Origin of the sequence: Roseibium sediminis, assembly GCF_008711325.1 — a bacterium.
Lineage (GTDB): Bacteria > Pseudomonadota > Alphaproteobacteria > Rhizobiales > Stappiaceae > Roseibium > Roseibium sediminis.
Genome location: NZ_VXDB01000012.1, coordinates 152,340 through 174,539, shown reverse-complemented (window position 1 = coordinate 174,539; position 22,200 = coordinate 152,340). Strand labels below are relative to the sequence as shown.

Annotated in this window: 23 protein-coding genes; 4 read left to right on the top strand and 19 right to left on the bottom strand. The window is 58.3% G+C overall.

Features of this window, described 5'->3' with window-relative positions:
* The first annotated feature begins 234 nt into the window (after positions 1–234).
* Positions 235–864, top strand: a complete 630-nt coding sequence (locus F0155_RS13915) for a LysE family translocator (RefSeq protein ID WP_150525131.1) — start codon at positions 235–237, stop codon at positions 862–864.
* Positions 865–876: 12 nt separating this feature from the next.
* Here the strand turns inward: F0155_RS13915 and F0155_RS13910 are convergent, their stop codons facing one another.
* Together F0155_RS13910 and F0155_RS13905 are read right to left on the bottom strand one after the other, a co-directional pair.
* Positions 877–1,242, bottom strand: coding sequence for a gamma-butyrobetaine hydroxylase family protein (locus tag F0155_RS13910; protein WP_150525130.1), 366 nt, complete (start codon positions 1,240–1,242; stop codon positions 877–879).
* Positions 1,243–1,309: 67 nt separating this feature from the next.
* Positions 1,310–2,740, bottom strand: coding sequence for a cryptochrome/photolyase family protein (locus F0155_RS13905; RefSeq protein ID WP_150525129.1), 1,431 nt, complete (start codon positions 2,738–2,740; stop codon positions 1,310–1,312).
* Between the two features lie 173 nt (positions 2,741–2,913).
* Here F0155_RS13905 and moaA point away from each other — a divergent pair, with 173 nt between their 5' ends.
* Both moaA and F0155_RS13895 read left to right on the top strand, forming a co-directional pair.
* Positions 2,914–3,948, top strand: a complete 1,035-nt coding sequence (gene moaA, locus F0155_RS13900; protein WP_150525128.1) for a GTP 3',8-cyclase MoaA — start codon at positions 2,914–2,916, stop codon at positions 3,946–3,948.
* Positions 3,941–4,276: a hypothetical protein gene (locus F0155_RS13895; RefSeq protein ID WP_150525127.1), complete on the top strand. Its 336-nt coding sequence runs from the start codon at positions 3,941–3,943 to the stop codon at positions 4,274–4,276. The genes moaA and F0155_RS13895 overlap by 8 nt, the downstream gene beginning before the upstream one ends.
* A gap of 21 nt (positions 4,277–4,297) precedes the next feature.
* Here F0155_RS13895 and F0155_RS13890 read toward each other — a convergent pair whose 3' ends face one another.
* Both F0155_RS13890 and F0155_RS13885 read right to left on the bottom strand, forming a co-directional pair.
* Positions 4,298–4,996, bottom strand: a complete 699-nt coding sequence (locus tag F0155_RS13890) for a DUF3306 domain-containing protein (protein ID WP_150525126.1) — start codon at positions 4,994–4,996, stop codon at positions 4,298–4,300.
* Positions 4,993–5,529, bottom strand: a complete 537-nt coding sequence (locus tag F0155_RS13885; RefSeq protein ID WP_161599814.1) for a DUF3305 domain-containing protein — start codon at positions 5,527–5,529, stop codon at positions 4,993–4,995. Before F0155_RS13885 ends, F0155_RS13890 begins: the two co-directional genes overlap by 4 nt.
* A 178-nt stretch (positions 5,530–5,707) precedes the next feature.
* Between F0155_RS13885 and F0155_RS13880 the strand changes: the two genes are divergently transcribed.
* Positions 5,708–7,756: a 4Fe-4S dicluster domain-containing protein gene (locus tag F0155_RS13880; RefSeq protein ID WP_150525124.1), complete on the top strand. Its 2,049-nt coding sequence runs from the start codon at positions 5,708–5,710 to the stop codon at positions 7,754–7,756.
* Positions 7,757–7,770: 14 nt separating this feature from the next.
* On the opposite strand, the gene F0155_RS13875 is transcribed toward F0155_RS13880, so the two are convergent.
* The 15 genes from F0155_RS13875 to apbC form a co-directional block, all read right to left on the bottom strand.
* On the bottom strand, positions 7,771–9,015 hold the full coding sequence (locus F0155_RS13875; protein ID WP_150525123.1) for a multidrug effflux MFS transporter: 1,245 nt from the start codon (positions 9,013–9,015) through the stop codon (positions 7,771–7,773).
* An 89-nt stretch (positions 9,016–9,104) separates the two neighbouring features.
* Entirely contained in the window at positions 9,105–9,998 is an 894-nt protein-coding gene (locus tag F0155_RS13870) for a DMT family transporter (RefSeq protein WP_150525122.1), read from the bottom strand.
* Positions 9,999–10,050: 52 nt separating this feature from the next.
* Entirely contained in the window at positions 10,051–11,064 is a 1,014-nt protein-coding gene (locus F0155_RS13865; RefSeq protein WP_150525121.1) for a DUF6352 family protein, read from the bottom strand.
* Positions 11,061–11,558: a DUF6505 family protein gene (locus tag F0155_RS13860; protein WP_150525120.1), complete on the bottom strand. Its 498-nt coding sequence runs from the start codon at positions 11,556–11,558 to the stop codon at positions 11,061–11,063. The genes F0155_RS13865 and F0155_RS13860 overlap by 4 nt, the downstream gene beginning before the upstream one ends.
* Positions 11,558–12,364: a biotin/lipoate--protein ligase family protein gene (locus F0155_RS13855; RefSeq protein WP_150525119.1), complete on the bottom strand. Its 807-nt coding sequence runs from the start codon at positions 12,362–12,364 to the stop codon at positions 11,558–11,560. Before F0155_RS13855 ends, F0155_RS13860 begins: the two co-directional genes overlap by 1 nt.
* Positions 12,365–12,381: 17 nt before the next feature.
* Positions 12,382–12,573 (bottom strand): DUF6494 family protein, encoded by a 192-nt coding sequence (locus F0155_RS13850; protein ID WP_150525118.1) that lies wholly within the window; start codon positions 12,571–12,573, stop codon positions 12,382–12,384.
* Positions 12,574–12,698: 125 nt separating this feature from the next.
* Positions 12,699–12,833, bottom strand: a complete 135-nt coding sequence (locus F0155_RS24045; RefSeq protein ID WP_280177003.1) for a hypothetical protein — start codon at positions 12,831–12,833, stop codon at positions 12,699–12,701.
* On the bottom strand, positions 12,830–14,254 hold the full coding sequence (locus tag F0155_RS13845) for a c-type cytochrome (protein WP_208999273.1): 1,425 nt from the start codon (positions 14,252–14,254) through the stop codon (positions 12,830–12,832). Before F0155_RS13845 ends, F0155_RS24045 begins: the two co-directional genes overlap by 4 nt.
* 18 nt (positions 14,255–14,272) lie before the next feature.
* The gene (locus F0155_RS13840) at positions 14,273–15,427 is read right to left on the bottom strand and encodes a formate dehydrogenase subunit gamma (protein WP_150525117.1); all 1,155 of its coding nucleotides are present in this window, start codon (positions 15,425–15,427) and stop codon (positions 14,273–14,275) included.
* An 82-nt stretch (positions 15,428–15,509) separates the two neighbouring features.
* On the bottom strand, positions 15,510–15,707 hold the full coding sequence (locus F0155_RS13835; RefSeq protein ID WP_150525116.1) for a hypothetical protein: 198 nt from the start codon (positions 15,705–15,707) through the stop codon (positions 15,510–15,512).
* A gap of 222 nt (positions 15,708–15,929) precedes the next feature.
* On the bottom strand, positions 15,930–16,529 hold the full coding sequence (gene fdh3B, locus F0155_RS13830; RefSeq protein WP_150525115.1) for a formate dehydrogenase FDH3 subunit beta: 600 nt from the start codon (positions 16,527–16,529) through the stop codon (positions 15,930–15,932).
* Between the two features lie 15 nt (positions 16,530–16,544).
* The gene (locus tag F0155_RS13825; protein WP_150525114.1) at positions 16,545–19,442 is read right to left on the bottom strand and encodes a formate dehydrogenase subunit alpha; all 2,898 of its coding nucleotides are present in this window, start codon (positions 19,440–19,442) and stop codon (positions 16,545–16,547) included.
* 85 nt (positions 19,443–19,527) lie between these two features.
* Positions 19,528–19,716, bottom strand: a complete 189-nt coding sequence (locus F0155_RS13820; RefSeq protein ID WP_150525113.1) for a twin-arginine translocation signal domain-containing protein — start codon at positions 19,714–19,716, stop codon at positions 19,528–19,530.
* Positions 19,717–19,836: 120 nt separating this feature from the next.
* The gene (locus F0155_RS13815) at positions 19,837–20,460 is read right to left on the bottom strand and encodes a TorD/DmsD family molecular chaperone (protein WP_150525112.1); all 624 of its coding nucleotides are present in this window, start codon (positions 20,458–20,460) and stop codon (positions 19,837–19,839) included.
* Between the two features lie 477 nt (positions 20,461–20,937).
* On the bottom strand, positions 20,938–22,122 hold the full coding sequence (gene apbC / locus F0155_RS13810) for an iron-sulfur cluster carrier protein ApbC (protein WP_150525111.1): 1,185 nt from the start codon (positions 22,120–22,122) through the stop codon (positions 20,938–20,940).
* Between the last annotated feature and the right edge of the window lie 78 nt (positions 22,123–22,200).

Genomic DNA, 22,200 nt, shown 5'->3' with positions numbered 1-22,200 from the left:
CCAGGCTAATCATGCACTAACATTCAAACTGGACCGCTTAGGTGGGGCTGATCACTCATGCAGGATAAAAACTGCTCGACACGCTTTGGGGCCAAACACGGTAAAGTGAGAAAATGAAAGATGGTGTTTGGGGGGACCGAAACGTCGAGACCCGGAAATGTCTTGCACAAAGGAGGACTTGGTCAATACGGTCTGACTGCAGTTCCACATCCTGAATCACATTGAAAAAAAATTATGACAAATATCGAAAGTCTCCTCCTGCTTTTTGCAACGGCCTTCGCCGTATCACTCATTCCCGGTCCAAGCACACTGATAGCATTCATGCATGGTGCTCAATTTGGATGGTTGAAGTCGTTGAATACCGCATTGGGAAATGCTCTGGCCTCGGTTACTCAGGCCGTGGCCGCAGCCGCTGGACTTGGCCTCATCATTACCACCTCTGCAACGCTGTTCATGATCATCAAGTATCTGGGAGCAGCATATCTCGTCTTCATCGGACTCCAGATGTGGCATAGCGCCGGAGATCGAGTGAGTGCAACATGTCACCCCACAACCAAGAGGGTAACGAGCCGCCAAATGGCGACTTCCGGCTTCATGATCGCCGCCAGTAATCCAAAGGCAATAGCCTTCTTCACCGCATTGTTCCCCCAGTTCCTGACCGCTGGAGAAAGCAGTTTCTGGCATTTGGCTTCAATGGTTCTTGTAATTGCAGTCGTGGCATTCACCGTGGCTGCGCTTTATGGCATCGCCGGGGCATGGTTCCGGAGCCTTGAGCTGTCGCGACGCCTGATGCAAAGGGTCTATAAGCTAACCGGAGGCCTATTTGTTGTCAGCGGAATCGGATTGGCTGCATCACGAAACTAATCGATTGCCAAATCACCCCCGACTCAGGCCCTTTTCTTCAAGCTCGGCCAGATAACCGCCCCAGTGCTTGTCCTTCTCATTGGCAAGGTCCAGGAAATAGGACCAGGAGAAGATGCCGGTATTGTGCATGTCGTCGAAATGAATGCGGACGGCGTAGTTTCCGACCGGCTCCAGTTTCATGATGCCTACGTTGCGCTTGTTCGGTACGGTCTTCTTTTGAGACGGGCTGTGCCCTTGCACTTCGGCTGACGGCGAGCACACGCGAAGATATTCCGCGCTGAAATCATGTACCTCGCCATTGTCAAAGGCGATGTGGAGCGTTTTCTTGTCTTCGCGCAGGCGCAGTTCGGTCGGCCAGACCTTTGCTGTATCGCTCATCTTTTCGAAGGTCCACTTTTCGGGCTGAATCGGTTGTGACCGGACGATAAACCGGCCCGCTCAAAGTTCAAGCTGCGTTCTGCGCCTTCACCGTTTCGTATCCCTCAAGTGCCTTTTGCCGGGCGCTTTGGTGATTGACCATCGGAAGCGGATAGGTCTCACCGAGGCGCACGCCAGCCTCCCGCAGGTCCATGGGAGAGGCGTCCTGCGGGGCAAAGAGTTGTGGTGCAGGCAAATGCTTCAGTTCCGGCACCCATTTGCGGATATAGGTCCCATCCGGATCAAACTTCTGCGCCTGTGTGTAGGGATTGAAAATGCGGAAGTAAGGCGCGGCATCGGCCCCGCATCCGGTGACCCATTGCCAACTGGCAGCATTGTTGGCGACATCGGCATCCACAAGCGTATCGCGGAACCACTTCTCCCCTTCCCGCCAGTCGATCCGCAGGTGCTTGACCAGAAAGCTGGCGACAATCATGCGCACGCGGTTGTGCATGTAGCCGGTCTGCCAAAGCTCGCGCATGCCCGCATCGACAATCGGGTAGCCGGTTTCGCCGCGCTGCCAGGCACGAAGGTCCTCCGGGCTGTTCCGCCAGGGATAAGCGTCGAACCCGGTTTTCCAGTTCTGCTCCGGCAGATCCTGAAAGTGGTAGAGGAGATGATAGGAGAACTCCCGCCAAACCACTTCGCTGAGGAACTTATCCGCATCCTTGGCAAGTTCCGGATGTGCATCAGCGATCATCTGTGTCGCCGACCAGATTTGCGCAGGTGATATCTCCCCAAACCGCAGATGCGGGGAAAGCCGCGACACGTTGGGAAGGTCGGGTCTGTTGCGATCCTCGCCATATCCTAGAAGGTTTTCGTCCAGAAAATCGGACAAGCGGTCCTGCGCGCCCTTTTCGCCCGGGCGCCACAACGTCTCCCACCCCTCGGCCCAGTTTGGCGTGACCGGCAAGAGATCCAGCTCGACGACGTCCAGAGAAAGAACGCTGTCTGCCAACTCCAGTTTTTCAGGTCGCGGCAAAGGAGGGACAAAAGGCAGGGATTTTACCGCCCGCCAGTAGGGCGAAAACACCTTGTAAGGACCACCGGAACCGGTTTTCAGCTCAAAGGGTTCGTTCAGGACACTGCCCTTGAAACTCTCCACATAGACGCCGGCTTCCTTCAGCGAAGCCTTGATAGCCGTATCGCGCTCTATGGCATGGCGGTCATAAACGCGGTTCCAAAGCACCGCCTCTGCCCCCACTTCCCTTGCAAGGTCGGGAAGAAGGTCTTTGGGATCCCCCTTCAAAAGTACCAACCCACCGAGCTGTTCCTTCAAGGCGCAAAGGCTGTGATGCAGCCACCAGTTTCCGGCTCCGCCGATCGGCTGGCAATTGGTCAGGGGAGCACCTTCTTCCAGAATGTAGACCGGTAGCACCGCGCCTTTTTGTGCGGCGTGGTAAAGGGCTGCATTATCTGACGCGCGAAGATCCTGACGGAACCAGACGATAGTGGTCATGGCCAATATCCAATCGGTAAAGAACGGTTTCGGATCACTTACGGGTGACCGGTTGCGATAGATCACGCCTCCCACCAATGAAGGGTGCTACAGCTATTGCCTTGGCAAATAAATCGATTACCTTCAATCGAAACAGATAAAGGGCCGGTGTCAGCCGGTTGAGGGAGATCTGAATGACTGCAGGCAAGTCTGCTGACAGCCCGTTTTCATCGCCATCGATGATCGATCCGTTCGGTCGGGCCGTTACATATCTGCGTGTTTCGGTGACAGACCGTTGCGACTTCCGCTGTGTCTATTGCATGGCAGAGGACATGACCTTCCTCCCCAAACGGGAAGTCCTGTCACTGGAAGAACTGGACCGGCTCTGCACAGCCTTCATCGAAAAGGGTGTTCGCAAGCTGCGTCTGACCGGCGGAGAACCGCTGGTTCGCAAGAACATCATGAGCCTGATCCGCAGCCTTGGTCGCCATATCGAGACCGGCGCGCTTGAGGAACTCACTGTCACCACCAATGGTTCTCAGCTCGCCAAACTGGCGGGAGAGCTGTACGACAGCGGTGTCCGTCGTATCAACGTTTCCCTCGACACGCTCGACGAGCAACGCTTCAAGGCCATCACGCGCTGGGGCGACCTCGGCAAGGTGCTGGAAGGCATGCAGGCTGCCCGCGAGGCCGGACTGCAACTGAAGATCAACATGGTTGCGCTCAAGGGCGTCAACGAGCACGAAATCATTCCCATGATGGAATGGGCCCATGATCAGGGCTACGATCTCACCCTCATCGAGACCATGCCGCTTGGCGAAATCGACGGCGACCGGACAGATCAGTATCTGCCGCTCTCGCTGGTCAGAAGCCGACTGGCCGAGCGTTTCACGCTGGACGACATCCCCTACAAGACCGGCGGCCCGGCCCGCTACATGCAGGTGAAGGAAACCGGCGGGCGTATGGGGTTCATCACGCCGATGACCCACAATTTCTGCGAAAGCTGCAACCGGGTGCGCGTCACCTGTACCGGACAGCTCTACATGTGCCTCGGGCAGGACGACATGGCCGACCTCCGGGCGCCCCTGCGTGCCTCTGAAGGCAATGAGCTGCTTCATGCAGCCATTGATGAGGCAATCGGACGCAAACCGAAGGGGCATGACTTTGTCATTGACCGGCGGACCAAGCAACCGGCGGTTTCCCGCCACATGAGCGTGACCGGTGGCTGACCGGGCCGCTCCATCCGCCCCATCAAAACCGACCGGTGCCGTCGGGCGCGGCATTGCATTGGCGATCGCGCTCGCGGCCCTTGGCCTGATGATCTGGATCGGGCGCAATGACGTTTCCAGCATCCAGTACGCCATGAGCCTCATTTCAGGGAAACCGACCGGCGCAGCACAGGGCTCCGGCAATCCTGAGCTGGATGCGTGTCTTGCGCAACGCGTTGGCGATGTTGATCAGATGAAGGCCGACGGCGTAATCAACGCCAACCAGTACGAAGCCTTCAAGGGCCGTGCGATCAGCCTTTGTCAGGCGCAGTACCCGCCCGCAAACTGAGCTTCCCCCAACCTTCCAGCCTCACCCCTCCTCGAAGGACACGGACATCCGGCGGCGGATCGGCACTTTTCTGGGTTCGTCTTCCACAAGGTCCGCGCTTGGCAGATCAATCTGCTGCGCAGCGGCTTCCTGCGTGCCAGCGGTCACTTCATGCTGCGAACGCACATCGCCCACGTCCTGACCAACGTTTGCCGTTTCGCCTGCAGATTCGGGCTCCATTGAGGATTGCTCGGCGGCAGCTCCCGGAGTTGGGGCTGCAGATGCCTCTTTTGCAAGACGCTCCGCCTCCGCTGCCATCTCTTCGGCCTTGGCCTTGTAGCCCTTTCCAACTTCCCACGCCGTTCGGAACTCCGTTGCCAGCGTATCAACGGCGCGAAAGTCCTCATCATAGTCATTGAGGCCATCGAGAACGGCAAACACCGGATCGCTTGCCCAGAGTTTACGAAAGGCCGCTGTCTTGAGCGCCTTCGGCACGCCTTTTTTCAGAAAGACCGACATGTCGGTCTTTGGCGTCAGGCTCGCCAGATCAATAGCCTCGGCCGCGGCCCTGTTGGCGAGGAGTTCAGGATCGTCTTCCGCTTCTTCGGGTTCGGCCACTGCCGCCGTAACCTCGACCTCTGCGACAGATACGATCTCCTCCTCAACACCGTCCCGTACCGCCTGCTTGCGACGGGACCAACGGCTGAGAAAACCTTCATCCGAGCCCTTGTTGCCGCTCATTCTGCATCCCCCGGGGAGTGGCGGCCACCCTGTTCGAAGATCGGCACCTTGCCAAACTTCTGCTCCTCCAGTCGGATGCCATCACGACGGCGCTTCTTGAATTTCTCGGGATCCGGCATCTGCGAGACATAGGCAATCGCCCAGTGCAGGATATCTGGCGGCATGGGAATCCGGGCAACGAGCCCTTCGGCGGAATCCTGGAACCCCAGCGCCTCATAGGGATCAGCGGTTACAGCCCGCACCTTGTAAGGGACGGTCTCTCCAAGCTCGTCATCCAGCATCATCCAGAGAGCAGGTTCACCGGTCTGAAAATTGGCATCATACGCCTCCCCCATCCGGCGATGCAGGGTCAGGGCAACAGGGCCGAATCTGAAACGGGAAACCTCCGCCCCCTCCTCCACCAGCTGCCAACGCCCGTTGCCGGTCGATGGAGACACCACATCAACACCCGACCAGACAAAATCGGCCCATGGATGGCGGCTCTTCTTGCGTTCAAGGATGATATCAACGTTGCAGCTGATTTCCGGTTCCAATTGTCTCTCCACTTTGTCCTCAGTGTAGAACGCCCCGCCCCCAAGGCAAAGGTGTGAAAACACTTTGGAAATGCAACTTCCACTTTAGCATTGGATGCACGGCTCCCCCTTGTAAAGACAACCCCGTGGGATAGAATTAGAACAATTATAAAACAATCGAAATCGCCGGAGCTTCTAGATGACCGCCAGCAAGGGCCGCGTGCTTCTCTGCAACTGCTTCAAGACCATGTCGCTGGAGGGGACCGCCGGGGAACTGTCTTCCGATCTCGCCGCCCCTCTGTGTACGGAACTCTGCCGGGGCGAGATGAACCGGTTCGAGGAGGCCGCTCGCTCCAACGACACTCTTCTGGTCGCCTGCACGCAGGAAGCCCCCCTCTTTGAGGAGGTTGCAGAAGAGCTCGGAGCATCGACCCGACTGCAGTTCGTCAATATCCGGGAGACCGCTGGCTGGACCACAGGCAAAACCGTGCCTACTGCCAAGGTGCTGGCGCTCCTCGCCGATGCTGCAAATCTTGAGAAAATGCGGCCAGCCCCGATCCGCGAGATCGAATCCGATGGCATGTGTCTTGTTTATGGCCATGGCCAGGCGGCGCTTGAAGCAGCACAGGCTCTGGAAGACAAGCTATCGGTCACACTGGTCTTGAGCCACTGGGATGACGTGCTTCTTCCCCCGGTCCTGCCATTCCCCGTCTACAGTGGCCGCTTGCGCAAATTGCAGGGTTCCTTCGGCAATTTCGAAGTGACGCTGGATGGCTACGCGGCCATGATTCCGGCATCCAGAAAAGCGCCCGAATTTCAGCTCCCGCGCGATGGCGCCCGGGCGAAATGCGCTCTCGTCGTAGATCTCAGTGGAGATACCGCCCCGATCACCGCGCCAAACAAGCGCTCTGGATATTTCCGGGCCGCACCAAATGACACGCAAGGCATCGAACGCCTCATCCGGGATGCCTCGGAGATGATCGGCACATTCGAAAAGCCGATCTATGTGTCCTACAATGCGGATATCTGCGCCCACAGCCACGCCGGCAAGACCGGATGTTCCAATTGCCTTGATGCCTGCCCGGCGGGCGCGCTCGGTTCCGAGGCTGGAAAGATCGCCGTGGACCATGGCATCTGCGGCGGCTGTGGCAGCTGCGCGGCCACCTGTCCGACCGGCGCGATCTCCTACCAGTACCCCACGCGCCCCGATCTGTTGGTGCGCATCCAGACATTGCTCGGCGCTTATGGTGCCGCGGGTGGCAAGGCACCAGTCCTTCTGATCCATGAAAGCGGCCATGGCAGCGAGCTGATCAATGCAATGGCCCGCTTTGGCGACGGCCTGCCCGCAAATGTGCTTCCGCTTTCCCTTCATGCTGCCACAGCAATCGGCCATGATGCGTTGGTGACTGCCTTTCTTTCCGGTGCACAGCGGGTGGTCCTGCTCGTGGACCCGAAAAAGGCCGAGGAAACCGCCCCGCTCAATTCCGAAATTGTGCTGACGGAAAGCCTGTTGAAGGCGATGGGTCACGACACGAATGGACGTGTCACACTGCTTTGCGAGAGTGACCCTGATGCGGTGGCGGCCGCGCTCAACGTTGCAACCCAGCCGCTGAAATTGCAGAACCCGACGAGGATCGCCCCGGTTGGCGGCAAGCGCGACATTGCCCGAATGGCCATCACCGCGCTCCATCGCGCTTCGCCGGACGCACCGATCCTGCTGCCCCTTGCTGAAAAGGCACCCTACGGCCGGATCGAGATCAACTGCGATGGCTGTACACTGTGCCTCTCCTGTGTCTCGGCCTGCCCGTCCGGCGCTCTGCTGGACAATCCGGACCGCCCGCAAGTCAGTTTCATTGAATCGGCCTGCGTTCAGTGCGGCCTCTGCCAGACCACCTGCCCGGAAAAGGTCATATCACTTGTTCCGCAGTTCAACACGGCAGAAACAGCTGTGCGCGCGACGGTGCTCCACGAAGAGGAACCGGCAACCTGTACGTCTTGCGGCAAAGCCTTTGGCGCAAAATCGACCATCAACCGCATTCGCGAGCGCCTTGCCGGAAAACACCAGATGTTCCAGTCAGAGCACCAGATCAGCCTGATCGGCATGTGCGATGATTGCCGCATTCAGGCCCAGTGGGACGCAGATCCCGGTTTTGCAGGCGCGTCCGCCCGCCCCCGGCCTCGCACCACGGATGACTATCTGGAAGCCGAAAAGACCGGCCTCAGCATGGATGATTTCCTGAAAAACTGACGTGGGCAGCTGCGTCAGTCTTCGCTGCGTTCTTTTGAGCGTTCCAGAACCAGGATGGCGGAGACGCCGACAAGCGTCAGAACGACAGCAACCGCCATTACCGAGGCGACTGGCCAGACTGTTGCCGGCCACATGCTTTCGGAAACCGACCAGGCGACCAGCGCACTGGAAAAGGCTCCCATGCCGATCTGCATGCTGGCGGTGAGTCCGGACGCGGCCCCCGCCAGATCCGGACGAACACTGACGGAACCTGCAATGATGCTCGGCAGGCAAATGCCGTTGCCCAGACCAACCAGAAACATCGGACCATAGAACTGAAGCGGCGTGAGGGTTTCACCAAGCAGAAAGAACCCCAGCAGCAACACCGCAGCGACTGGCAGCAGCGACCCGCCAATGATCATGGGCAAGATGCCAAGGCGCGCCGAATAACGACCGGAAACATAGTTCCCGAGCATGTAGCCGCCGGCAATCACCATGAAATAGATGCCCATTTCCATCGGGCTGATGGCCAGAACATCGGCAGACACGAAGGGTGCGCCACCGAGGTAAGCGAAATAGACCGTGGCCGTGGCACTGGCCGTGGCTGCATAGGCCCAAAAGAGGCGGTTCTTGAGAAGGACGCCATAGCTGCTAAAGAAACTGAACGGTTCTGCAGTATCCTTGCGCGCCGGATTGGTTTCATGCAGCCCCATCCATGAGGCAAGCAACACCGCAGCGCCAAGACCGACAAGCAGATAGAAACTGCCAATCCAGCCAAACCGCTCGTCAAGCAGGCCGCCAATCGCAGGACCAACCATCGGACCAACCGCCATGCCCATTGTCACATAGCCGATCATGCTTGCCGCCTGATCCCTGCCATAGAGATCGCGAATGATTGCGCGCGCAAGAATGAGGCCAGCCGATCCGCCGATTGCCTGCACGATACGGCCGACAATCAGCGTTTCGATGGACGAGGCAAGAAGGCAGATAACCGAGCCGACAACAAAGCTCAGCATACCACCGAGCACAACGGGACGGCGACCGAACCGGTCGGACAAGGGGCCGAGAAAGATCTGCGCGACGGCAACGGCAGCAAAATACAATGACATCGTCATCTGCACTTCGCCGGATGTCGCATCGAACGCCTGCTTCATGCCCGCCAGCGATGGCAGGTAGATGTTCATGGCGACCGGACTGACAGTCGAAATCGCAATAAGAACGGCAATGGATGGCCTTTTCAGGCCCCCCTGTCCCGTTACCGGATAAACGTCGGCTTTCATCGGCTCACTAACAAATATCTCAAGTGCACAGTTCAATCAAAACAGACGGGAAAACAACCAATCAGGGGCTGAACCACAGGTGCAGAGGTTCATGCCTGTTCCTGACTGCGAGTGGGTCTCGCCTTGAGTTTTTGCTCACGCAGAAATGCATAGAACCCGGTCAGGACGACAATAGCCGTTCCAAGGAGGGTCATTGCATCCGGCAGATCGCCCCACACGAGGTAACCAATGACAATCGCCCAAACGACGATCGAATACCTGAATGGCGCAACAACCACTATTTCACCAGTTCGCATCGCTGCAATTATAAATATATATCCCACCACAATGAAAATTGAAGCGAAAAGCAGATAAGTCAGATCGTTGACGGTCATCGGCTGCCACCCGCCGACAGCCACCAGTCCGCCGCCAAGCGTGGTGATGCAAACCGTCGTAAGCAAGGCAACCAGCAAGGTTGGCGTCGCTTTGGGCAGCTGGCGAGTGGACAAGTCCCGCACAGCCACGAAGGCGACACCTGCGAGCGCGACAAATGACCACGCGTTGAACCCGTCCAGCCCCGGGCGAACGATAATCATCACGCCGGCAAAGCCGACCAGAACGGCTGCCCACCTGCGCCAGCCGACCGTTTCCCTGAAAACGAGAGCGGCGGCAGCGGTCACCATCAGCGGGGCAACCTGCAAGATAGCTGTGACATTGGCAATCGGAAGCTGGAACAAAGCCGACAGGTAGAAAATGGTCGCAGCCATCTCGCCCATCGTCCGCCACACGACCGCACGGTGTCGCAACTTCCCAAGTTGGGAAAAGACCCCGGCCATGTAGCAGATGGCCATCAACTGGAGTGTCGCGATCAAACCGCGCACGAAGATGATCTGGCCAAGCGGCAGATGGTCCGACACAAGTTTGACCAACGTGTCATTGAGGATAAACCCGGCCATCGCCAGCATCATCGCCGCGATGCCGCGACTGTTCTCCGTCACCGGCATAATGACTCCACGTTGTCAGGGACCTGTCGCGACGGCTTGAATCAGCTTGTGATCAGCTCTTGGTCGCAAGGGGCAGGTTTACCAGAAGATTCTGAGGCTTCATTCTAAGCCGACCATCCGGCGACATTGCAAGCCCCAACCAGACCGGTTTGCCGCGCATGTCGGGCATCACGCTGGAGCGGTTCTCGAAGTCGAGCCGGAACAATGCCAGAATGCGCAGATTGTCCGCTTCGCTAAGGTCCTCGCCCGAATAGAGGCTGTTCAGGATCTTGGACGCTTCGGCGTCCAGACCCACATGCCAGCTCCAGTGTTCATCGCGGATCTTCTGGACCGGCTGGACCCGGACATCCGTTTTAAGGAAGTGCCGTATCCAAGCCTCCAGCACACGCGCAAAGGCGTCCGGGCCCGGCTGAGTGAAGCGGAAGTCGAGCGCGGTATCAAACCTGTCGCTACGTTCCCAATAGATTGCCGAATTTTCCTCGGTCAGCACATCCAGTGCCACTTCGCGCATCGGCGTGCCGCTTTCCATCAGCAATGCGCCGAGCCCGCCAAAGCCACCGGTTTCGGACAACATATCGACGATCTCGGCATCGGCGATCATCACCGTTCCGTTTTCAAGCGTCACCATCTGCTCGCGGAAGAAGAGCTCTGCAGCGCGCAATCGCACCGGATCCTGAACATTGCGCAGGATGTTGCGCAGGATGAGATGCACAAGTTGATCAAGAAATACGGGCGGAATGGAAACGGTCCCATCGCGAAAGATTGCGGCATAGGCCCCTTCCACCGTCCCATGACGCACAAGATGGTCGCGAAATTCGATGACGATGCGATAGTTGTCAGCCGTGTCCTGATCGTCAATCGCTGCAAGATCCTCGTCACTCACCGTGACAAGAGGATCAGCCATCAGGCGTTCAAAAAGGGCATATTCCGCCGGGCAGGATTCTTCAACCGGATGGATTTCCGGCCGCGTGAAATAAGCCCGCAGCAGATCCGGTGTTACCTGAAGCCAGCCGTTCTTGGTTCGCTCGACCAAATGATATCCGGCAGACTTCCAAAACTCTCTCATTCCTGATCCTCCACCACATCCCAGATCCGGGCATGTGGTTTTTCGCCGGGCGGATTGACGATGTGGAACTGTTCCCTGATCAATCCATCCTCGCCGATTTCCCGTTTCATCGCCAGAAGCGTATTCGGTGCCGTGTCATCGGCCAAGGCTCGGGCAAAGGCAATTTCATCACGGGCAAGCTGTTCCGCCGCCTCGCGGCTGGGAGCCCCAAAATGCTCGACCAGAAAGCGTGTCAAACTGTCAACGCAAGACGCAATATCCTGCTCACTTGCCTCACCGACGCTCACGAGCGTGGTGAACCCGAAAGACCTAACGCCAAAGAACCCGCTGACAAACGCCTGCCTCTCCTTCCGCTCAAGAAGCGCAGCATCAAACCCCGGGCGAGGCATATAGAGAAACCCGCCGGGGATCACCCATTCATCCGGCTCTGCCGCTCTGGGAAAAACATTGGTGTCCGAACTGTCGAAACGGATGGCGCGCAAAAACCTGGCCATCAGCCGTCCGATCCAACGCCGGCAGCAATCGGCCTCGCAGCCCCATCCAGATGGGTCATAACCATCAGAGAACGGGTCTCGTCCCTGCTCTGGAAGAGAAGGTTGCCGGTCTCATCAAGGCCAATAAAGCGACCTTGTTCCTGACAGCCATCATCTGGACCAAGCAGCTCAACCGTGGAGCCACGCCCGTCGCAGCGGAAAAGCCAGGCATCATGAAGCGGCTTGAACCCTTCGCTTTCCCAACGATTGATCCAGCTCAGAAAGTGGCGGGACAACATGGAGATGAGGGTCGGACCATCCAGATCCACCGCGCCCTCGTCCCACAGGCTTGTTCGATCCGGCGAAAGTCCCGGCTCGGCTTCACCATGGGGCAAAAGGCGCAATTCGACACCGACGATCATCCAGTCCGGCACGTCTTCGCCATTGCGCGCGTCACTGATTTCGATCATCGCCTGACCGACGCGCGCGCCATTGGCAAAGAACCTGTTCGGCCATTGCCATGAAAAGCCGAGCTCCGGCGGACACAGCGCACCAATGGCCTCGCCTGTGGCGACCATCACGGCAAACAGCATTTCCTGCGCACGTGCAGCTGAAACTTCCGGCTCAAGCACAAAACAAACACAGAGCCGCTCCGTTTCTGCAGACCAGAACACATCCCCCGCCCCGGCCCCGGCCCCGGCCCCGGCCCCTGCGTCGCCGTCAGCCAGCGCGGTGCGTGCTGCATCCAGTGGCGAAACGGGCGGGATCACCGGAAAACCGGAAAGGAGTGGCGGCAGGTCCAGTGTCAGGTCAACCGACTGAGCCATGATCTGCTTATCCGGCTTCAGTCGAGGTCAATCTGACCGTCAACGACGTGGGTAAAATCGGTTCCATCGATCGTGATGGTCGCCTTGACCTTCAAGGACCCGCTGGTGGTGCCAGATGCGCGAACATGCTCTTCCAGAGCCTGCTGGGATGTCACGCCGACCTGCTTCAGGAACTTGCGCATGGACATGTTGAAAGTGTCATTGGACACGGCGGAATTCTCCCCTGTTGTTCCAGCAAAAACCGGAAATAGTTATTCCATATGGGTTTAGAAGGCACGCAAGCACGCCTCAACCCTGCACCCGCCAATACCTGTGGACCTGAGTGCAGGTCAGATCAATCCAGACGAACGCTGTTGTTCTGGCTCTGATTGACGGCAGAGGCCGAATAGTCCAGCTGCTGTGTCAGGACAAACCACGCCCCGAAACTGATCAGGGCGCAGGCCGCCACTCCGCTGAGGAACGCCTTCATTGTGGCTGTACTCCATCATTGTGTGTTTGTGTTGTATTGGATTTCGGATCGGTTGCCCGCTTGAGGAAGGCCACAAGGGCATCCCGGTCCTCAATCGATTTCAGACGCTGGATCGGCATTTTGGAGCCCGGTGTCACCACATCCGGCCCGTGATCGAACAGGTCGGAGATCGTCTTTTCATTCCAGATGAAATCCGCATCAAGCAGCGCCTTGGAATAGGGGTAGCCAGCCAAACCGCCGACCTTGCGACCGAACACGCCATAAAGCGTCGGCCCTGCCCGATTGCCGCCATCCGGCGTCAGCGTGTGACAGACCGAACATTTGCGAGCGAACTGACGCTCGCCGGGGTCCTGTGTGTCCGACACCTGAAAACGTCTTGGAAATTCGACTTCCAGTGCCTCAAAAGGCTTGCGCGGTGACACGTTCCACAGATGAACACCGTCATCCAGCCCGGCATAAAACAGCCGTTTGCCATCGGCGGTGAACGCCAGTCCCCAGACAGGACCATACGGGTTCTCGAACTCTTCCAGAAGCTCGAAGCTCAAAGCATCATACACCCTTATGATGCCATCGCCGCCACCGCTGGCCGCCCGTTTTCCATCGGCGGAAACGGCGAGAGACAGAACAGGACGGGAGTGCGGTGGCAGGATTTTCGTCTCCTCCCCGCTCCAGATGTCCAGAACGCCGGTCTTGCCGTCCGTTACCCCGAATAGAAGCGACTTTCCGTTCGGCAGAACCTTGAGCACATTCACGCCCCAGCCGAAATTAACGATCTCGCGCAGCAAGGTCCCGGTTTCAACATCGAACTGACGAATGCCGCCGTCATAGGACGCGGTGAAAAGCTGGCGACCATCGCTGGAAAAGGCTACCGCATTCACGTTGCCACGATGCTGGTCCATGACATGCAGCAGCCTTGGCGGATTTGAGCTGAGGTCATAAACCCGCGCCTCGTTCTCCCATGAGGCAACAGCCGCATAGCGACTGTCCGGAGAAACGTCGACACCAAGAACCTTCTCCCCTTTGCCTTCAAAGCGGTGAAGCAGTGTACCGCTTGCCAAGTCCCACAAGATCAGGTCGCTGTCGTCCCCAACGGTGACCGCCCGGTTCCCATTCAGAAACCGGCCATCGTTGACAGCCGCCTCGTGCCCGATCAGGCGAAGAGGTTCGGGTGGGTTACCCTCAGCCGACGGGTCTGTCCAGACCAGTGCCGCATAGTCGAAGGAAGTGCTCAGCAAGCGGTGACCCGTTGGCTCCAGAACCACAGACTTGACCGGCCCGCCATGGCCTTCCAGTCGCTCCGGCCAGTCGGCCTTGGCGGGACCAGGGATGTGCGTTGCTGCAAGGACACCCAAGAACAACGCCCCGGCCAATAAAGCCCGGCGAACACGGCCAGCCTTGAGGTCCGCAACACCCAGTTTCACGCCCGTTACTCCGGCCTTCTACTCCGCTGGTTGAGCGGCGCCTTTCGCTGACGATTTCTGATGAACGTCGTCCATATGTTCATCCACCCAAATCGAGTGGTGTTCCTTGGCCCAGTTCAGATCAACCTCGCCGGTGCCCATCGCGTCGAAAGCCCCTTCCATGCCGACAGAGCCGATATAGATGTGAGCAAGGATCACACAGACCATGAAGACGGCCATCATGGAGTGCCAGAGCGTCGCCAGCTGCTGCTCCTGCAACGCGGTCAGGACGGTTGGGAAATCGGTCCCGAAAATCAGGTTCACCTTGTCGAAGGTTCCCCCGAAGAAATGTGTGGTGAACGGAAAGAGGAGCTGCCAGCCGGACAGCGACAGCGACACGCCGCCCAGAATTGTCATCCAGAAGATCACCTTCTGGCCGGCATTGAACTTCTTTGCCGGCGGATGCAGCTTGTCGGAGAAAATGCCGCCGCCCTGCATGGCCCACTTGATGTCGGTCCGGTCCGGCAAGTTATGGCGCACCCACATCACGAAGATCATCAACAGGCCAAGCATGAAGGCAAAGCCGAGATAATTGTGCAGGTACTTGCCCATTTGGGTGATGAAGGAAAAGGCACTGTCGCCAATCAGCGGGCGCAGCACATAGCGACCGAAGAGGACATTAAGCCCGGTCAGCGCCAGAACGACAAAGGATACGGCCAGAAGCCAATGGCCAAACCGCTCGATGGCCTTGAAACGTGTGATGGTCTGCCCGGACCGGCCATGTGCGATGCGAATGCGCCCGCGAAGAGCATAGAAGATGCCCAGTAGGACGATGGTTCCAAGCATGGCCCAGCTGGCATAGAGCGACATCGGACCATTGCGGAACGAGCGCCAGGCCTCCCCTTCGGACTGAACAAGCGTGCCTGCTTTCTTGTCCGGGATCGAAACATTACCCTGAACACCGCCACGCACCGCGCGCCAGTATTCGGCGTCAGAGGATGTGCCAAGAACATCGCCGGGAACGGCACCGCCGGTGGGAGAGGCATCAGGCGCTGCCGGACCTGCAACACCCTGCTGGGCATAGGCCGACTGATCCACCGAGACGGCTGCAAGGCTCAGGACGGCTGCGCAAAGCACCAGCGCGCCAAATTTCCTGATCCGGATGATCCAGCTCTTTTCTCCAACCCCCACCATGGGTTTCTCTCCTCTTGCGTCCCGCCAGCGGTCTTTCGACCCGCGGTTATCATTTCATGTGCCTGTTTTCGGCAAAACGGTCCTAGAAGCTCTGCTTGTTTCCGCGTGCACGCAGCGCCCGCTTCTGCTCATCGCTCAATTGCGAATCCTGCGGCCCGGCATAGCTTCCTTTTTCCAGTTTGATCGGCCGGTTTTCCTCAGCCTCCCGGCAGGCGGAAAGGCCTGCAAGAAGCGCCAGAACCCCAAGGGCCTTCACAAGAACTGAAACGCGAGGTGTCATTGACGTAATCCCGATGCTCTTGGTTCTTTTTTATGTCGTGATCAAATTGGGTCACGGTCTGCTGACAGACATAGGATCGAGTCACGCAGCTGGACCATGACTACCACTTCCAACTGGGCAGGAAGTGAAAGTCGACCAATTGCCGCTTCCCGCGCCTGTTCAGAAGCGAACGGAGGCAGCCATGGCCGCCCCCGCCGTTCTTCTTTCTGAAAATTGGACCCCTTAGAGGGAGCCAGCCTTCTGATCATAGGCGGTGCCCCAGCCCCATGCACCGGAGCCGAAGCCACGGGCAACGACGCGCTCGCGGTAAATGGCCGATACGACATCGCCATCACCGGCAAGAAGCGCCTTGGTGGAGCACATTTCCGCGCAGAGCGGCAGCTTGCCTTCCGCAAGACGGTTGCGACCGTACTTCTGGAACTCGGCAGAGCTGGTGTCTTCTTCCGGGCCACCGGCGCAGAAGGTGCACTTGTCCATCTTGCCGCGGGAACCGAAGTTTCCGACCTGCGGGTACTGCGGCGCGCCGAACGGGCACGCATAGAAGCAGTAGCCGCAGCCGATGCACAGGTCCTTGGAGTGCAGCACCACACCATCATCGGTCTGGTAGAAGCAGTCCACCGGACAAACGGCCATGCAGGGCGCGTCGGAGCAGTGCATGCAGGCAACCGAGATCGACCGCTCGCCCGGCTTGCCGTCATTGATGGTGACGACGCGCCGACGGTTGATGCCCCACGGCACCTCGTGCTCGTTCTTACATGCGGTAACGCAGGCGTTGCACTCGATGCAGCGTTCGGCGTCACAGAGGAATTTCATCCGTGCCATATTGGTATCCTCCCGTTACGCCGCACGCTCGATGCGGCAAAGCGTTGCTTTGGTTTCCTGCATCTGGGTCACGCTGTCATAGCCATAGGTCTGGGCCGTGTTGGTGGATTCACCAAGCACATAAGGATCAGAGCCTTTCGGATATTTCTCGCGCAGGTCAGCGCCCTGGAAGTGCCCACCGAAGTGGAACGGCATGAACGCAACGCCGCGGCCGACACGCTCGGTCAGCATCGCCATCACCTTCACCTTGCCGCCTTCCGGGCCATGCACCCAGACCATTTCGCCGTCGCGGATGCCCAAGTCGTTTGCGTCAGCCGGATTGACTTCTACAAACATGTCCTGCTGCAGTTCCGCAAGCCACGGGTTGGAGCGGGTTTCATCACCACCCCCCTCATATTCGACCAGACGGCCGGATGTCAGGATGATCGGGAAGTCCTTCGAGAAGTCGTTCTTCTGGATCGACTCATAGGCTGTCGGAACACGCCAGAAGGTCTTGTCCTCGTAGGTCGCATAGCGTTCCACAAGATCACGACGATTCGTGTACAGCGGTTCCCGGTGCAGCGGAATCGGATCCGGGAAGGTCCAGACAACCGCACGAGCCTTGGCGTTGCCGTAAGGCGCACAGCCATGCTTGATGGCAACACGCTGGATACCGCCGGAAAGGTCGGTCTTCCAGTTCGTTTTCTCGCCAGCAACCGCGTCAATGGCTGCCCGTTCCTCGGCAGTCAGATCTGCGTCCCAGCCGAGAGACTGGAGCATTGCCATGGTGAATTCCGGATAACCGTCCTCGATCTCCGAACCGACCGGCCAGGAGCCCTCGGCAAGAAGATTATCGCCATCCTTCTCGACGCCGAAACGAGCACGGAAGCCCATGCCACCTTCAGCAACGGGGAGCGATGTATCGTAGAGAACCGCTGAGCCCGGATGTTTCATTTCCGGAGTACCCCAGCACGGCCACGGCATTCCGTAGAACTCGCCGTCGCACGGTCCGCCATTCGCCCGCAGGGTCGTGCGATCGAAGGTGTGCTGGTTTTCCATGTGAAGCTTCATGCGCTCCGGCGACTGGCCGGTATAGCCGATGGTCCACATGCCGCGGTTGAACTCGCGAGTGATATCCTCAACCAGCGGCTCTTCACCCTCGACCTTGATGTTCTTGAACATCTCGTCTGCAAAGCCGAGCTTCTTGGCCAGCTTGTACATGATGGTGTGATCCGGCAGGGATTCAAACAGCGGATCAATGACTTTCTCACGCCACTGCAGAGAGCGGTTGGAAGCAGTAGCCGAACCGTAGGTTTCGAACTGCGTCGTTGCTGGCAGGAGATACACTCCGTCCTTGCGGTCGGACAGAACGGCAGAAACGGTCGGGAACGGATCGATGACCACAAGGGTATCGAGCTTTTCCATCGCGACCTTCATGTCGTTCTGGCGGGTCTGGGAATTCGGGGCGTGGCCCCAGAATACCATGACCTTGGTGTTTTTTGGCTGCTGAAGGTTGGCTTCGTCTTCCAGCACCCCGTCGATCCAGCGAGAAACGGGAATTCCCTTCTCGTTGATCATCTTCACTTCGGTGCCGCCCTTGTTCATGGTCGCAAAACGACCACGCAAATACTCGACATCTACGTCCCAGACACGGGCCCAGTGAGCCCAAGAGCCATCAGCCAGACCGTAGTAGCCCGGCAGAGTGTCGGCCAGAACCCCAAGGTCCGTCGCGCCCTGCACGTTGTCGTGGCCACGGAAGATGTTGGTGCCGCCACCGGCACGACCCATGTTTCCGAGCGCCAGCTGCAGAATGCAGTAGGCACGGGTGTTGTTGTTGCCGTTGGTATGCTGGGTACCGCCCATGCACCAGATGACGGTGCCGGGACGGTTGTTGGCCAGCGTGCGGGCAACGCGCTTGAGCTGCGAGCCCGGAACACCGGTGACGTTTTCAACCTCTTCCGGGTCCCACTTGGCGATCTCGGTCTTGACCTGATCCATGCCCCAGACGCGCTGGCGGATGAATTCCTTGTCTTCCCAGCCATTTTCGAAAATGTGCCAGAGAATACCCCAGACCAGAGCAACGTCCGACCCCGGACGGAAGCGGACATATTCCGAAGCGTGCGCGGCTGTGCGCGTGAAGCGCGGGTCGCAGACGATCAGAGGAGCGTTGTTTTCTTCCTTGGCCTTCAGGACGTGCAGCAGGGAAACCGGGTGAGCTTCAGCCGGGTTGCCGCCGATGATGAAGATGGCCTTGGAATTGTGGATGTCGTTGTAGGAGTTCGTCATCGCTCCATAGCCCCAGGTGTTTGCAACACCTGCAACCGTGGTGGAGTGACAGATACGCGCCTGATGGTCGACGTTGTTCGTGCCGAAGAAGGCAGCGAACTTGCGCAGCAGATAAGCCTGTTCATTGCTGTGCTTGGCAGAACCGAGCCAGTACACGCTGTCCGGACCATCGGTCTTCTGGACGTCGAGCATCTTGTCGCCCAGTTCCTCAATCGCCTGATCCCAGGAAATGCGCTCCCACTTTCCGTTGACCAGCTTGGTCGGGTATTTCAGGCGGCGCTCGCCATGTGCGTGTTCGCGAACCGCCGCGCCCTTCGCACAATGGGACCCGAGATTGAACGGGCTGTCGAAGCCCGGCTCCTGACCGATCCAGACACCGTCCTGCACTTCCGCCAGAACCGTACACCCGACGGAACAGTGAGTACAAACCGTCTTCTTGATCTCGACCTTTGCACCTGATGCCGCACCAGCAGCTTCAGCTTTTTGCACCATGCCGCCGCCAACAGCGGACAGGGCGGCAAGGCCACCGGCTGTCACACCCGAACGGCGCAGGAAGGTCCGGCGATCCATTGTGCTCGCGCCAACCTCTGCCAATGCAGCTGAAAGGCGACCGCGACGGGCAATGCCGTTTGCCTTTTTCCTGAGCATATTTCCTCTCCCTCAGATGGAAACAGGATCAAGACCCCGCTTCCTGGAACCGGTTCGGCGCGCCCCGAACTCGGAAACCGTTCAATTAGAAACGAGCTGTCTCGTAAACTCTCTTCACGTGGTCCGTCTCGCGGTAGCCAGTGCCCGCATCCTGCGACGGGGCGGCTGCTTCGGCGGCTCCGGCAACAACAGTTGCCCCGCTGGCCAGCGTTCCAAGACCGGCAAGTTTCAGGAAGTTCCGCCGGTCAGCGGAGTCAGGGGTCTTCTTATCCATCTTCCGTCCTCTCCAATTGTGCCGGGCTGCACACCCGGCTCTTTCCCATTCCGTTTCCGGTACCTGTTCCCGTATCGAACAGCCCGGCTTCAATGACATCGATCAATCAGCGCGACCTGATCAACCGATCATTTCAAAGGCTTCCGTCTCAACATCCAGCATCGCCTGCCCCAGCTCTCCGACTGCAGCATAGAACGGGCTGGTATCCTGAGCCGCCAGATCCTTGAAGAAATGTGACGCCCATTTGCCAATATGGTCGTTGAAGAAGGTCCGCTGCTCGCACAGGGACAACGGCACCTCGTGCCCGAAATTCCCGAGAATCAAACCTTCCATCATTTGCATGAGAGCTACGATGTGGTCCTCCGGCTCCTTCACGCCTTCAGCCCGCTCAATGCCCAGTTTGGACATGGCGACCCTGAGGTCCGCCAAAGGTTTCTCGTTCAGAAAACCAGTCAGGTAATAGGATCCGAAGGGAACAAGCTCCCCTCTCCCGAGCCCGACAAACAGATCATGATATTGGCGCTTGAGCGCAGCTTCGTCGACTTCGCCGGCAAGGGCAGTCACCTTGCGCAGGGCATCGCCAATGGGCGAGACATCGTCCGCATCAGGGGTAATTCCGGAGAGTGTCTTGAGGTCGACAGCATCAGGGGCCGTCTGCAACAGACGTCCTACAAATCCGTATAACAGCGCCCGGTCTGTATCTTCCGGTGCCACCGCGATGTCGACCGAGGTCGATTGCGACATGTATTTGCTCTCCCTGATGGACTGGAGTTTTGCGCGAGATGCCAATAGTCGCAATTGAAATCAATGTTGCACCGCAATAAATCGCGATTTTATATTTATTTTCTCCGTCGTGAACCATTATGTAGAAAATAATGCATCGAAAAACATGGAAAAGCATACATGAATGCATAATTCCACTTTATTCCGACACGAAATTAAAGCCATGAGCTGCAAATCATGAGTCGTTTTGGTTGCATTTCTCGCGGCAAAATCGCCAATAGGCAGCCCTTCACCCGAAAAAATGGCAAACTTAGACCAATTGACGAGCCGATTTCCTGCTGCAGCGCAGCATTTTTTACCACTCCGTGCAGAACAAACCTGAACAAGACTCTTTCCCATACGTCAAAAAAGCGCCCTCTTGCAGGAGCGCTTTCAGGTTGTCAATTTTCGACGGAACCGGAGATACAGACTTTGTAATATCGCAGTCGGATCAGCAGCTCATTCATATACAATCTTCGGCGCGGCACGCTGCCCCTCGCCTTCAAAGCGAGCAATTTCCGCCATCACCTTTTCGGCAATATCTCGATAGATCTTGGCATGCTGGCCATCCGGATCGGAAACCACAACAGGTGTTCCTGCGTCCGAGGTCTCACGGATCTGCATGTCGAGCGGAACTTCGCCAAGGAAGGGCACGCCAAGCTTCTCTGCCTCGGCACGCGCGCCACCATGACCAAAGATGTCATGACGCCCGCCGCAATCGGGGCACAGGAAATAGCTCATGTTTTCCACGATGCCGAGGACGGGAACATCCACACGGCGGAACATGTTCAGCCCCTTGCGCGCATCGATCAGCGCCAGATCCTGCGGAGTGGAGACAATCACGGCACCTGCAAGCGGCACCTGTTGCGCCATGGTAAGCTGTGCATCACCTGTCCCCGGGGGCATGTCAACGACGAGCACGTCCAGTTCGCCCCAGGCAACTTCCCGCAGCATCTGGGTGAGTGCGGAGATGACCATCGGGCCGCGCCAGATCATCGGCGTATCCTCTTCAACTAGGAAGCCCATGGACATGACCTTGACGCCGTAGCCTTCCAGCGGCTTGAGAATGCGCCCCGACACCGGCTCCGGGCGTCCCGCCACCTGAAAGAGGCGCGGCACGGACGGGCCATAGATGTCTGCATCCAGAACGCCGACCTTCAAGCCGTTCGCCTGAAGGCCCAGCGCCAGATTGGCAGTGGTCGTGGACTTGCCGACGCCGCCCTTGCCAGAGGCGACTGCGATAATCGTCTTCACACCGGGCACGCCCGGCTTGGAGGTCGCCTGCTCCGGAGCTGCCCCTGTCCGACCCTGCATGGGGGGCGGAACGTTTCCGATCTGCGCCTTGGAGGGCGCCGGACGAACCGGCGGCGGTGTTGCGGACTTTGACCCGGCAGACCGCTCGGCCGTGAGTGCCACCATGGCGCTTTCCACACCCGGCACTTCGCGAACGACCTTTTCTGCGGCCTGACGCAGCGGCTCAAGCTCCTGGGCCCGATCTGCCGGAACAGTGATGGAAAAAGCCACCCGGCCATCTGAAACGAACACGTCGGACACCAGCCCCAGCGACACCAGATCCCCCTCAAGATCCGGTCCCTTCACCTTGGCAAGTTGCTGAAGAACTGCCTGCTTGATGGTATCGCTCATCCCCGTCCTCGTTTCGCGTCACATGACCGGCCCTTTACCGGTCAGAATCTTGAGCCTAACCTAGTGAGCCAATCCGGC